The organism is Aquimarina spongiae (genome assembly GCF_900141785.1).
Taxonomy (GTDB): domain Bacteria; phylum Bacteroidota; class Bacteroidia; order Flavobacteriales; family Flavobacteriaceae; genus Aquimarina; species Aquimarina spongiae.
Map to the genome: position 1 here is coordinate 331,766 of NZ_FQYP01000006.1, position 13,022 is coordinate 344,787.

Consider the following 13,022-nt stretch of genomic DNA (forward strand, 5'->3'; position numbering starts at 1 on the left):
GCAAATGTATAAAGTTTTTGTGAATAATACGCCTATTATTCTTTCTACAAAAAAGACAATAGAGGGGTATAAAACAATCTCGATTAAAGATGTAGATTTTCCTCCGATCATTAGAGATATCCTAAAACAAGAAGGAGAAGGAAAGGAAGCCAAATATCATTTTTATCACAAGAGTGAGGACAAGCTCATGGATCATTTGTACGAAAAACTTCCGGTGGTGGTTGCAGGAGGAGGAAAAGTCTATAATAAAGAGATGGAAATTCTCTTTATACGTCGTAATGGAAAATGGGATTTACCCAAAGGAAAGATCGAGAAAAAAGAACATATTGAAACGGCGGCCATACGAGAGGTAGAAGAGGAAACTGGGGTTTCTGGACTTGAGATCACAAAGTTTTTATACAAAACCTATCACATATTTAAGCGAAACGGAGAGTTTCGACTCAAAGTCACCTACTGGTTTGAAATGAAAACCGAATACGAAGGAGAACTGGTACCTCAAACAAGCGAGGGCATCACCAAAGTAAAATGGAAAAACAAGAAAAAAGCAATGAAGGCGCTAACTAATTCTTACGCCAACATCAAAAAGCTTTTTTCTCATGATTATTTACCGTAAAATTCGATATACTGGATACCTAAGGTGTGAAGTTTCGTAATTGCTCGATTGTTTGTGCAACCAATCCAATTGTGCGTACCAGTTATTGGCAAAAGCAGTATCTTTTTTCTTTTCTTCAAACTTTTCTTTCAAGGCAGGAGTATTCATCAACAATTCTTTGGCTTTGTCCTCCCAAACATAAGGCGAAAATCCTTCTTTTTGCTGTAGTATGGTGTCGAAATAGTTCCAGTTAAAAAAGGAATCAGTAGCCTCTGGTTCCAGAGTTTCCAATAGATATCTAAATCCTTTTTGAGCTACAGGAACGATAATATCCCCTTGTCTAAAATGAATAGTCTCTTCACTTGTAGTCACCGAGGTTTCAAAATGTAAATAGTGCCCTTCATAAGGTGTTTTTCGGGATTTGTAATCCTTGATATGATAGGTTTCAACCGTAATAGAAGAATCCTTGGATAAGAACGTAAATTCAATTTTATTTTGTTTCAAACGATTGATTACATTCCACCATCCTTGAGGTATTACATAGGCTTTAGGAACGACAACCTCAGTTTTAGGAATAAAGAAATCTTGATAGGTAACCTCTTTGGTGTAGGGTTGATTTTGGTCGTATTTCAATCTTTTTACTCCCGTAAGATCACTGTCGATAAATTTCCCTTCATATCCTTTAAAATCAAATTTGGTGCTCCTGGTAGTATCAATCGCCCAGTTTACAGGATAATTTTTTTGAGTTGGCCAGTTAGAGAATGCTTGTTCTCTTAATGAGCGTATAGTTGCTCCGTCTTTTTCGGTGATATCAATCATGGATCTCATTAATTCATAAGTCCCCTCAACTCTTTTTTTGTAGGGTTTAAGCATATGTGTTTCTACCATCATCCCTAGGGTATTCCATAGTGTTGTATATCCCGTAGAGTACCGCGGAGAGTCCATAAACTGCTGCCATCCCTTATCAGGGGTAGTTCCCCATACGTTTACATATGGGGTAATATCCCACTCTTTTTGAGCCAACGATTTTTCCAATTGAGGCTGCATTTGGGTATGTAAATATTCACCGAGCTCTTTCCCAAGTTTGTTATGTTGCGTAAAGAGATGGGTCAAAGTGTACTGATAATCTGCTCCGTTGCTTACATGATTGTCGATAAAAACATCAGGTTGTACCAAATGAAAGATTTGTGAAAAGGCATTGGCGTTTTTAGTATCACTTTTGATAAAATCGCGATTCAAATCAAAATTCCTTGCATTTCCTCTGAAACCGTATTCTTTTGGACCATTTTGATTGGTTCTACTACCAGAGTTACGTTGTAAAGCTCCACCTATGTTATATACAGGAATGGTTGTCAAAACTGTGTTTTTAGGCATCTTTACTTTGCCTTGTACAAGATCTCTAAAAAGCATCATCGTAGCATCTATACCGTCGCTCTCTCCAGGATGAATCCCATTATTGATTAACAAAACTCTTTTTGAAGATCTGATATTTTCAAAATCAAAGGTTTTATCTGGATTAAGAGTTACTAAATGCAATGGGAAACCACTGTCTGTTGTACCAATTTCCTGAATAGCAATTTCTACATATGTTTTAGCAAGATCTTCATAATAACGGATAACGTCTTGATATGTTGGAGTTTCGGTACCATTACTTTTTTCAAAAAGTGTTATAAAATCAGGTTGTTCTTCTGTTTTGTTTTCTGAAGTAGAACATGAAATAATATATAGTAAGCCGAAAGCGAGTAAAATTTTGCGCATGATTGATGAATATGAAAGCCAAATATACTAAGTTTTCGAAATTCATGATTTCTAAAACGTTATAGTCCTTTGTTACTTACAGATACGCTTCGATTTTGCTTGTTTACCTACAAAATAAGCGTATTTTTGCACCCTCAAATACCATAGCTATGACAGAGTTTGTAAGAAAGAGAGTGGCGAACGCCAAAAATGATATCCTATCCGGATTAACAGTTGCACTGGCATTGGTGCCAGAGGCTGTTGCTTTTGCCTTTGTGGCTGGTGTAGATCCTTTGGTAGGTTTGTACGCAGCATTTATGATCGGTTTGATCACCTCAGTCTTTGGGGGTAGACCGGGAATGATTTCTGGTGCGACAGGAGCATTAGCCGTTGTAATGGTGCATCTGGTAGCAGAAGGAAATGCCATGGGAGCAGAAGGAGAAGAACTAGGGCTATATTATCTGTTTGCTACGGTGATTTTGATGGGGATTATACAAATGCTTGCTGGTGTTTTGAAGCTAGGTAAATTTGTACGCTTGATACCGCATCCTGTAATGATGGGATTTGTAAATGGTTTAGCTATTGTAATTTTTCTTTCTCAATTGGCGATGTTCAAGGAGTTTGTTGATGGGGATAAAGTATGGATGCAAGGAGGTGATTTGTTTTTGATGTTAGGCTTGGTCTTGCTAACTATGGGAATCATGTGGGGACTACCAAAAATAAAAGCTACTGCTAAGTTGCCGGAAGCACTTATTGGGATTATTGTCGTTTCTGCAATTGTTATTTTAGGAAACCTTGACGTGGCTACTGTTGGTAGTTTTATTAGAGATGGTGGGGGAGAAGGACTAAAAGGCGGACTCCCACAATTTCAATTTGATATATTCAATAAAGTACCAATGACTTGGGAAACATTAAAATTTATTGGTCCATATGCAGTAATACTTGCTGCTATTGGTTTGATAGAATCATTAATGACCTTAAACTTAATCGATGAACTTACCGAAACCAGAGGAAATTCGAACCGAGAATGTTTGGCTCAGGGAGGTGCAAATATCGTAACAGGTCTGTTTGGAGGTATGGGTGGTTGTGCAATGATTGGGCAATCGATTATCAATATAAAAGGAGGAGGACGCACCCGACTATCCGGTATTGTTGCTGCAATTACGCTTTTGATGTTTATCTTATTTGCTTCAGGACTTATTGAGCAGGTGCCTATTGCAGCCTTAGTTGGAGTAATGTTTATGGTAGTGATCGGTACGTTTGCATGGTCTAGTTTCAGAATTTTGAATAAGATTCCTCTTACCGATGCCATAGTATTGATAGCTGTTTCATCGCTAACCGTATTCTTTGATTTGGCGGTGGCGGTTATAGCAGGAGTGATTATGTCTGCGTTGGCTTTTTCTTGGGAGAGTGCAAAACGAATTCGAGCAAGAAAGCATGTTCGAGAAGATGGTACCAAAGTGTATGAAATTTGGGGACCTCTTTTCTTCGGAAGTATACAGGCTTTTAACAACAAGTTTGATGTAAATAATGATCCCGACCAGGTGGAAATTGATTTTATGGAGTCTCGGGTAAGTGATCATTCAGCATTAGAAGCTATCTGGGCATTGGTAGGAAAATATGAAGAAGCAGGAAAAAAGGTGAAAGTAAAGCACCTGAGTGAAGAATGCCAGGCATTAATGATTAAAGCATCGCCACGATTGGCTAGCGTAATTGAACATAATGTAGATGATCCTCGCTATCACGTGATGGCCAAAGTAATGAAATAAAAACGTATATTTCGATTTTAAACGAAGTATACAAATAGATGGACATTCCTTTTGAACCTGTAGTTTTTGGTGTAAAAGTGAATGTCCATTTAATTTTGGAATATGCCGCTTTTTTTGTTGGTTTTCGATATTACCTAAACCTACGCAAAAGAAGCTTAGATCCTATCTCCTCAACCAATCGATTGTCTATCATTATCGGCGCCGTTTTCGGAGCTTTTTTTGGTTCCAGGATTGTTGGATTTTTAGAACACCCTATTTTCTCTTTTGACTTAGAACATTTGATTGCCATACTCAGTGCCAAAACCATCATGGGAGGACTTTTTGGAGGACTCTTGGGAGTAGAGTTAGCAAAAAAGATCATTGGAGAAAAAGAATCTTCGGGGGACCTGTTTACATTTCCTATTATTTTAGGAATTATTATAGGTAGAGTGGGGTGCTTTCTGGCAGGGATCAAAGAATTTACCTACGGGAAAGAAACTGCTTTTTTTACAGGGATGGATTTGGGAGATGGACTTGCTAGACACCCAATTGCACTCTACGAAGTGGTTTTTCTACTCCTTTTATGGATAGCATTGTCTTATGCTAAAAATAAACAAACCTTAGAAAAAGGATTGGTTTTCAAGTATTTTATGATTTGCTATTTCTTGTTTAGGTTCCTTGTAGAATTTTTAAAACCTAATATCTTTTTGATCTTGGGACTAAGTAGTATTCAGTATTTGTGTATCTTATGCTTTGTTTATTATCACAAAACTATCAAACACAAATTGTTTTATGCCAACAAGATCATACACCTATTATGATTACACACTAAGCCTTTGCCCAGAATGCCTTAAGAGAGTTGATGCCAAAATTGTTTTTGAAAACGATAAGGTGTATATGCTCAAGAATTGTAGAGAACATGGAAGATCAAAGGTGCTTATCGCAGACGATGTAGAATACTATAAGAACATTAGAAATTATAATAAACCTTCAGAGTTTCCTTATAAATTTAATACCAAAACCGATTATGGCTGTCCCTATGATTGTGGGTTATGTCCCGATCATGAGCAACATTCATGTTTAACAATTATAGAAGTAACAGATCGATGTAATCTTACTTGCCCGACATGTTACGCTTCTTCTTCTCCACATTATGGACGTCATCGTACACTGGAAGAAATTAAAAAAATGTTGGATACGATCGTTGCCAACGAAAAAGAACCTGATGTGGTACAGATAAGTGGGGGAGAACCGACAGTGCATCCACAATTTTTTGAAATTTTGGATTATGCGAAGCAATTGCCAATTCGCCACTTGATGCTCAATACCAATGGCATTCGGATTGCCAAGGACGCCAACTTTACCAAGAAATTGGCTAGCTATATGCCAGATTTTGAGATATACCTACAGTTTGATTCTTTACAGGCAGAAGTATTACAAAAACTAAGAGGAGAGGACTTAACCAAAGTTCGAAAACAAGCAATTGCCAATTTAAATGCAGAAAATTTATCAACGACATTGGTGGTCACTCTAGAAAAGGGACTAAATGACGACGAAATAGGAGATATTCTGTCATTCGCCACTCAACAAAAATGTATTAGAGGAGTTACCTTTCAACCAACGCAAATCGCTGGACGGTTAGAAGACTTTGATACCCAATTGAACCGAATAACACTTACCGAAGTAAGGAGAAAAATTCTGGAACAGTTTCCTATTTTTGAATCTGATGATCTGATTCCCGTACCCTGTAACCCAGATGCTTTGGTGATGGGGTATGCGTTAAAAAATGAGGACGGAATACTGCCGCTAACTAGATATATCAATCCGGCAGATTTGTTAGATAATGGAAAAAATACGATCGTTTATGAACAAGATCAAGAGCTACATGGTAAAGTCTTGGAGTTGTTTAGCACGGGTAATTCGGTAGAAACAGCTTCAGAAAATTTGAAATCGATAATGTGTTGCCTGCCAGAAATCGATGCACCTAATTTGGGGTATGATAACCTTTTCAGAGTGATTATTATGCAATTTATTGATGCTTATAATTTTGATGTAAGAGCCATTAAAAAATCATGTGTGCATATCGTAGATAAAGATTATAAAATCATCCCTTTTGAAACGATGAATCTGTTTTACAGGGATGATAAAAAAGAACGTTTAGAACAACTAAGAAAAGAAGTGATATGATGTATAACCTAACCATACTAGAACCGGGGAACCTGGACGGGTTGATTTACCTAATCCTTTTTATTCTTTTTAGCCCTCCGATATTTCTCGCTTTGATAGGTCTTTTTTTGTTTAGATCGAAACACAAAAAAGCCGGTAAAGTATTTTTCATTCTGGCTGGGATCTATCTTGTAGTAGGGCTTGGGATTTGTGGAGCGCTACTGGCAGGATTTTAAGTTCTCTTTAAAAGAAATAAGGTCTCATTAAGAACTTCTGTAGCATGGTTTATACGACTATTAGAAGCATATTTTTTTGAGAGTTCAAACTCATCAGTAGTTTCAAAAATGGTATACTCTTCAAGATCTTGAAAATAGGAATACGGTATAGTTTGGTGCGAAAACGGATCGTTGGCATCGTTATGACTATCAAAATAATGGAGTAAGCGTTTGTACACCGAAGTGTTTTCTACTTCAGGTAAGTAGGTAACACAACCTACTTCGTCCTGTGGTTCTTGCAGCGAGTTAAAAACTTGAAATAATTTATCTGTAGTTGTCCTGTCTAAGAAAAAAAATACGCCTTCAATTAATATAAAAGTGGGTGTTTTTTTGACCAGAGGCCTGATAGCTTCTACAATTTCTTGAGTGGAACGCTGATTGAAATCTACAGCCAAATATTCAATTTCTCTTTTAGGTAATTTCCCTTGGGTTGTCCAGTTGTCAATTTTTTCTTTTTTGTATTGAATAATATCTTCCTTATCAATCTCTATTGTTTTGACACTCTCGGGTAACGAAAATTGATACATACTAAATCCAGAACCGAAGTTAATCAAAGTACCTCCATTTTCGGTGTCAAAAAAGGATTGCATTTTGTCATAAAAGAAGCGGTTTCTTAAGCTATGTAATATAGCTTCGTGTTCAGAAACACTATCCAATATTTCAGGGATCAAAGCATCTGTGGCAGCGTTGTTCCATAACTTGGCATAGACATCTTTACTGATGTCTTCATGAAAAGAGCGATAGGTAGATACTACAAAAGCGGTTTCGTGGATTTGCATGGTTGTGTTTTTTGTTAATTTCTAAAATATTGAGCAAAGAATTTGATCTCTTTTAAAAAGTTTAACACTTGGTAGAAAAATCCTTTTTTTATTTTTGGTTGACCAAATTTTATCAAATACTCAAGGAGAATGAACGAATTCTACCTCAAAAACTGCGAATTCTATTTTATCTCATTTTCATTGTCTATAAATCGTCATTTTGCTGCTTTTGAAATTATATAATTATCTCATTATTAGAAATATAGATTAAAAACACGCAATTGGTACAAGGTGTTATTAATTTGTAATTATTCGATTATATAATTGTTAAACCCAATCAAACTAAACTAACTCAATGATGAAAAAAAACAGTATTCTTAAAACCTTATTGAAAAAAACAGTACTGCTGATGATGGTCATTACCTCTTCATTAAGTGCAAAAGACATTCATGTTTCAAAAACCGGAAACGATGCTAACCCCGGAACAGCATCACAACCTTACAAAACCATCTCAAAAGCATCGGCGGTAGCACAAGCTGGTGATGTCATTATTATTGGAGAAGGTACCTACGAAGAAGTGATTCGACCAGCAAGATCTGGTGTAGCTGGTAGGCCTATTACTTACGTTGCAAAAGATGGTGAAAAAGTAATCATCTCTGCTATGCAAGCGCTAAGTGGTTGGCAAAAGGAATCAGGTGTGATTTACAAAGTAAAAGTGAACTGGGATCTGGGTCAGGAAAATTTTGTAATGAATGGAAGTACCGCCATGGATCTGGCCCGTTGGCCGAATAATGTAGACGGGAAACCATTTACATTAAATTCGCTACGTAATGATGGTGGTAGTGGTTCTAACGTAGTTAACGGAGCTTATCTTACTTCGTCCAAAATCCCAAACATTAACTGGAAAGGCGGATCAGTATTCTTTTATGGGGATAAACCAGGATCGGGATGGATCGCCTGGAAAGCATTTATAAATAGTAGTACCTCTGGAAGAGTAAACTTCACTTTGGATAAAAACCCAAACTGGATAAGAACGTTCCATGCCCCAGCCGACAAAGGAGATTTTTACCTAGAAGGGGTAAAAGGAGCATTAGATTATCAAAACGAATGGTGGTTTAATAGCAATACAAAAGAACTATTTGTACAAATGCCAGGTGGAACAGCACCAGTAGACGGTAAAGTGCAAATGAGAAGAAGAGAGATTGCTATCGACTTAAACGGAAGAAGTTATATAGAAATTAAAAACTTAGCTGTTTTTGGTGGTTCCATATTACTAAAAACAAACTCAAACAATAATAAATTATACGGTGTTTCTTCATTTTATGGAAACCATACCCAAGGAGTATTTAGAGGATTTAACGCTGGTAAACCAAGTGTTGAAGTCAATGGAACCAATAATATTGTTGAAAAATGTGAAATCGCATTTAGTGCTGCCACCGGAGTACGCTTGGGAGGTAAGTTCAATAAACTAACCAACAACTATATTCATGACTTTAATTATTTAGGTTCTTATGATGCACCTTTGGTAGCAAGAGGAGGGACCGATAATAAAATTACCGGGAATACGATTTTTAATGGAGGTAGAGATGGTATCAACTTTAATGGTAATCGCTGCGAAATTGCATATAACGATGTTTATAAAAGTAATTTGATAGCAGACGATTGTGCTACTTTCTATACCGTAGGAGGGCCACAAAATACGGAGATTCATCACAATTGGTTTCACGATTCTGCTTCGAGAGGCTCCAAAAGAAAAGCCGCAGGAATCTATCTGGATAATGATGCTGAAGCATTTTCGGTACACCATAACGTCGTTTGGAATGTAGAGTGGACAGGAGTTCAAATCAACTGGAACGGTAAAGACATCGACATCTTTAACAATACCCTTGTAAAAACCGAGGGAGGTGCCATGGGAGCTTGGCATAAAGAAGGGACAGCATTTTCTAATGTTAAAGTATGGAATAATATAGCGGATGTTGAAACGGTGGATGATCCTTCTACCCAAGAAGACGAAGGTACTTTTGAAAGAGATGCAGATAAGCAAAATAATGTCATCACAAAATCCGGATTTTTGAACTACAACGGAAACAAGTTCAATTTAACAGCTGGCTCTCCTGCGGTTAATGCAGGTAGACAAATATCTGGAATCACCAATGGATATGTAGGATCAGCTCCAGATGCAGGAGCCTACGAATATGGAGGAGAAAATTGGGTGCCTGGTATCGATTGGAACCCAGCACTTGGACCTACAGGGCAAGGATGCTATGGGTTGCCAGGAGAGAACTGTTCCGATGCCAATACTGCACCCGCTATATCTTTTGCTACACCAGCAAATGGAGGACAATTGAATCCTGGTAGCTCGGTAGCAGTAGAGGCTAATGCCACAGATGCTGATGGATCTGTAGCGTATGTAGAACTTTTTATTAATAATACATTGGTAAGAAGAGAAAATTTGGCACCATATCAGTGGGGGCAGGCCAATCAAAATGATCCATTACTTCAAAATCTTACCACAGGAACTTACGAGTTAAAAGCCGTAGCCTATGATAATGATGGTGATAGTAACCAAGCCACCATTACCATTACTGTGGGAAATCCGTTACCAAGTGTAGATACTATAGCATTTGTAAATGCTCCTACTACCATTGCTCCGGCAACTTCGTACACTTTTAGTTTAGATTATGAAGCTTCTGCCGATAGAGAACTTGTTGTGGAATTTTGGTCTTCTACCAGCTGGATAGCTCAACAGAATGAAATAGTCGCTGCAGGTTCAGGAACTAAATCCATAACAGTAACGCTACCAAATGCACCACAACCTGGAACAGGATATGTTTACAAAGCACACATCCGCCCACTAAATAGCTCTTGGCAAAATGCATTGAATAGAGATCAAGTGAATAATGTCACTGTACAACAACCATATGGCGATAAGGTGAGTTTTAAAAATGCACCTCTAGCAATTACTCAAGCTAGCTCATATACCTTTGATATTGATTACGAAGCCTCAACCAATAGAGAGATTATCGTAGAGTTTTGGTCGGCAACTAATTGGATTGCACAAGAGAATGTAACTGTAAGTGCAGGAAAAGGAATTCAATCAGTTACCGTTACTCTTCCTAGTTTACCTAATCCAGGAAGCGGTTATGTATACAAAACGCATATCAGACCACTCAATACCACCTGGAGAGATTGGTTGGATAGAGATCAGGTTACTGGAGTTGCTATTAATGCCTTGAATACGCAAATCATTCCTGATGGTGCATATTTGATTGCTTCGCCAGTAAATGATCAAAGATTATTATCAAGGACTTTAGAGAATCACAGTGCCAGGATGGTCAACCCTGGTAATTTTGATGATCAAAAATGGGAGTTTACTCACTTGTCTGATGATGTGTATACAATTCAAAACAAAGGAACCGGAAGATATTTGGAAGTTCCTTACGGAGCATGTAATGATGGTTCTAATGTGGCAACTTGGACCAATGCTGTAGATGCGCATAAACAATGGAAAGTTGTTCAAAATGGAAATGGAATTTATGGTATTAAGCCGAAGCATTGCTTAGGGCGTGGATTGGATAGAGCGGCCGGAAAATCGAATGCTTACGTACAAATCTGGGGGTATAGTACTACAAATACAAATCAGAAATGGAAGATCATAGCAGCTAATACCTCGAGCAAAAACAATGTTACCAGAGAAGTAGCAGATATTGATGCAGAGGGGTTTATCGTTTCTCCTAACCCAGTTAAGGAAGTATTGAATTTGCATAATATCAAAGAAAATACTTCAGTGAAAATACTAGACATCACTGGGAAACTGATTTTGTCCCAGAATTTGAATCAAAAGGATCAAAATACTCAAATCGATGTCTCGCAACTCATGAATGGGATTTACTTTATTTCTGTAGGCAATTTATCGCCTATAAAGTTCATGAAAGAGTAATAAGAATTAAATAATATGTTTAAATAAGAAAAGGAGCCTTAAAAAGGCTCCTTTTTTATTCTACAGCCACAAAAATATCAACTTCGGCATTGGTGGGATCCATGGCTCTATTATCATAGACTTCAAAATCTGTAGTGTACTTTCTGTCTAAATCTGATTTCCAAATGTTAGCCCAGGTATTAGGAATGGCATCTTTCGTTACGTCTCCTTTTGCTATAAATTTTGAGTAGTTTCCGTCTTTGATTGTGGTACCTACCAAACCTTCAGGAATGTTATCTAGAGTACTTACTTTGTATCCTACGATTGCCGTATAATACCCTGCAGGACCATTTTCGTAATCTGTATAGATTCCATACATAGTATCTTCAATTCGGTTTGGGATAGTATGTACCGTTCCTTGATCTATGAATTTTTTCCAAAGATTCTGAATATCCTGAGTGATATGTTGATCTTCGTTTCGAGTTCTTACAGATAGTCCGATAACATGAAATTCGTTAAATGATGTAGTTGTCATAATTTTGTTGTTTTAAGATGAATACTTCACCAAAGTTATATTGGGGTTATGACAACCTTATGTCAGCAGGATATTTTTGTTTTTGAAATTATACAAAATTTAGCTTGGTAAAGGCTTTATTAAGCACTTTATGATCATTTACTTCTAACCAATTGTCTAGAATAGTAGCATAAACACTTCTGAAATCAATAGTGTATTTGATATCTCCATTGTTATCTAAATCAGACAAGTTAGGAAGCTCATTATAGACTCCAGGTTTTTTTAAGCTACCACCTATGAGTAGAACGTTATTGGCAGCACCATGATCTGTTCCGCGACTACCGTTTTGTTGTACGCGTCTTCCAAATTCAGAAAAAGTAAGAATCAAAGTGTCTTTAAATCGATCATTCTTTTTTAAATCCTTTACTAGTGCGTGGATGCCATCGGCATAAACTTTTAATAATCGATCCTGGCTGTTCAATTGATTTACATGACTATCAAAACCGCTAAGAGAACTATAATACACGCGGGTTTTTAAACCTGAAACGATAAAGTCTGCAATCGTTTTCAAGTTTCGTGCAAAGGGAGTTTGTGGATATTGGTTTTGTGTTGTATAAATTTTAGATGTGTTATGAATATAAGATGCTGAAGAATACGTTTCTAACATCGTTTTATATAAGTAGCCTTGATTATCTTCATTCAACATATTTTGATCTACATGGGTGATTACATTTTTAAAAAACGGTTCTCTGGTAGTTCTATGTAATTGTTTAGGGTCGGAAACTGCAATTCCATTTTTGTCGTTGCCTTTTAGAGCTAGTGAGAGCGCACTATCTACTTCAATAGCCTCATACGGATGTTGGCAATTGGCATCCAGGTATCTGCCTACCCAACCTGTTGATAGATACTGATTCGTATCACTTGCCGTTTGCCAAATATCCGTACTTCTAAAATGAGAGCGGTTAGGATTTGGGTACCCAACATTATTAATAATAGATACCTCTCCAAGATCATATAATTCTTTAATAGGTTTTAAGCTGCTATTGAAAGCCAAATCATTGGTGATTGATAGCGTTTCATTAGCTTTTTTCGCAATAGATGGACGTAAGCGATGGTAAATGTCATTGCTTACAGGTATAATTGTATTTAACCCATCGTTTCCTCCTGATAGTTGAATGATAATCACATTTTTGTATCCAGATAATTGTTCTGGAGAAAGGAATTCCATCCCTTTTAGAAATGATGGAATCAATGTCATTCCTGATGCAAAAACGGATTGTCTTAAAAAATCTCTTCTTTTCATAATAGGGTTA

Annotated in this window: 10 protein-coding genes; 6 read left to right on the forward strand and 4 right to left on the reverse strand. The window is 37.1% G+C overall.

Annotated features, from left to right (window positions below; translation table 11 throughout):
* Positions 1–4: 4 nt before the first annotated feature.
* On the forward strand, positions 5–613 hold the full coding sequence (locus BUE24_RS15275; protein ID WP_073317350.1) for an NUDIX hydrolase: 609 nt from the start codon (positions 5–7) through the stop codon (positions 611–613).
* On the opposite strand, the gene BUE24_RS15280 is transcribed toward BUE24_RS15275, so the two are convergent.
* On the reverse strand, positions 605–2,350 hold the full coding sequence (locus BUE24_RS15280) for a M14 family metallopeptidase (protein WP_073317353.1): 1,746 nt from the start codon (positions 2,348–2,350) through the stop codon (positions 605–607). The genes BUE24_RS15275 and BUE24_RS15280 overlap by 9 nt on opposite strands.
* Positions 2,351–2,499: 149 nt before the next feature.
* Here BUE24_RS15280 and BUE24_RS15285 point away from each other — a divergent pair, with 149 nt between their 5' ends.
* Genes BUE24_RS15285 through BUE24_RS15300 form a run of 4 tightly spaced genes read left to right on the forward strand, consistent with a single transcriptional unit; the run spans position 2,500 to position 6,479 of the window.
* Positions 2,500–4,098: a SulP family inorganic anion transporter gene (locus tag BUE24_RS15285; protein ID WP_073317357.1), complete on the forward strand. Its 1,599-nt coding sequence runs from the start codon at positions 2,500–2,502 to the stop codon at positions 4,096–4,098.
* Positions 4,099–4,136: 38 nt separating this feature from the next.
* Positions 4,137–4,898, forward strand: coding sequence for a prolipoprotein diacylglyceryl transferase (locus BUE24_RS15290; RefSeq protein WP_073317360.1), 762 nt, complete (start codon positions 4,137–4,139; stop codon positions 4,896–4,898).
* The gene (locus tag BUE24_RS15295; RefSeq protein WP_073317363.1) at positions 4,870–6,264 is read left to right on the forward strand and encodes a radical SAM protein; all 1,395 of its coding nucleotides are present in this window, start codon (positions 4,870–4,872) and stop codon (positions 6,262–6,264) included. The genes BUE24_RS15290 and BUE24_RS15295 overlap by 29 nt, the downstream gene beginning before the upstream one ends.
* Positions 6,261–6,479 (forward strand): hypothetical protein, encoded by a 219-nt coding sequence (locus BUE24_RS15300; protein WP_244548162.1) that lies wholly within the window; start codon positions 6,261–6,263, stop codon positions 6,477–6,479. The genes BUE24_RS15295 and BUE24_RS15300 overlap by 4 nt, the downstream gene beginning before the upstream one ends.
* Here BUE24_RS15300 and BUE24_RS15305 read toward each other — a convergent pair.
* Positions 6,476–7,297, reverse strand: coding sequence for a class I SAM-dependent methyltransferase (locus BUE24_RS15305; RefSeq protein WP_073317367.1), 822 nt, complete (start codon positions 7,295–7,297; stop codon positions 6,476–6,478). The two genes, BUE24_RS15300 and BUE24_RS15305, sit on opposite strands and share 4 nt — an antisense overlap.
* A 334-nt stretch (positions 7,298–7,631) precedes the next feature.
* Here BUE24_RS15305 and BUE24_RS15310 point away from each other — a divergent pair, with 334 nt between their 5' ends.
* Positions 7,632–11,216 (forward strand): RICIN domain-containing protein, encoded by a 3,585-nt coding sequence (locus BUE24_RS15310; RefSeq protein WP_084549579.1) that lies wholly within the window; start codon positions 7,632–7,634, stop codon positions 11,214–11,216.
* A 55-nt stretch (positions 11,217–11,271) separates the two neighbouring features.
* On the opposite strand, the gene BUE24_RS15315 is transcribed toward BUE24_RS15310, so the two are convergent.
* Together BUE24_RS15315 and BUE24_RS15320 are read right to left on the reverse strand one after the other, a co-directional pair.
* Positions 11,272–11,730 (reverse strand): GyrI-like domain-containing protein, encoded by a 459-nt coding sequence (locus BUE24_RS15315; protein ID WP_073317375.1) that lies wholly within the window; start codon positions 11,728–11,730, stop codon positions 11,272–11,274.
* A gap of 88 nt (positions 11,731–11,818) precedes the next feature.
* Complete coding sequence (locus tag BUE24_RS15320) at positions 11,819–13,012, reverse strand: DUF1501 domain-containing protein (RefSeq protein WP_073317378.1); 1,194 nt, start codon at positions 13,010–13,012, stop codon at positions 11,819–11,821.
* Between the last annotated feature and the right edge of the window lie 10 nt (positions 13,013–13,022).

Excerpts from the sequence above, each read along its gene's own strand:
- BUE24_RS15275 (WP_073317350.1), top strand. The coding sequence starts at position 5 with ATGTATAAAGTTTTTGTGAATAATACGCCTATTATTCTTTCTACAAAA.
- BUE24_RS15280 (WP_073317353.1), bottom strand. The coding sequence starts at position 2,350 with ATGCGCAAAATTTTACTCGCTTTCGGCTTACTATATATTATTTCATGT.
- BUE24_RS15285 (WP_073317357.1), top strand. The coding sequence starts at position 2,500 with ATGACAGAGTTTGTAAGAAAGAGAGTGGCGAACGCCAAAAATGATATC.
- BUE24_RS15290 (WP_073317360.1), top strand. The coding sequence starts at position 4,137 with ATGGACATTCCTTTTGAACCTGTAGTTTTTGGTGTAAAAGTGAATGTC.
- BUE24_RS15295 (WP_073317363.1), top strand. The coding sequence starts at position 4,870 with ATGCCAACAAGATCATACACCTATTATGATTACACACTAAGCCTTTGC.
- BUE24_RS15300 (WP_244548162.1), top strand. The coding sequence starts at position 6,261 with ATGATGTATAACCTAACCATACTAGAACCGGGGAACCTGGACGGGTTG.
- BUE24_RS15305 (WP_073317367.1), bottom strand. The coding sequence starts at position 7,297 with ATGCAAATCCACGAAACCGCTTTTGTAGTATCTACCTATCGCTCTTTT.
- BUE24_RS15310 (WP_084549579.1), top strand. The coding sequence starts at position 7,632 with ATGATGAAAAAAAACAGTATTCTTAAAACCTTATTGAAAAAAACAGTA.
- BUE24_RS15315 (WP_073317375.1), bottom strand. The coding sequence starts at position 11,730 with ATGACAACTACATCATTTAACGAATTTCATGTTATCGGACTATCTGTA.
- BUE24_RS15320 (WP_073317378.1), bottom strand. The coding sequence starts at position 13,012 with ATGAAAAGAAGAGATTTTTTAAGACAATCCGTTTTTGCATCAGGAATG.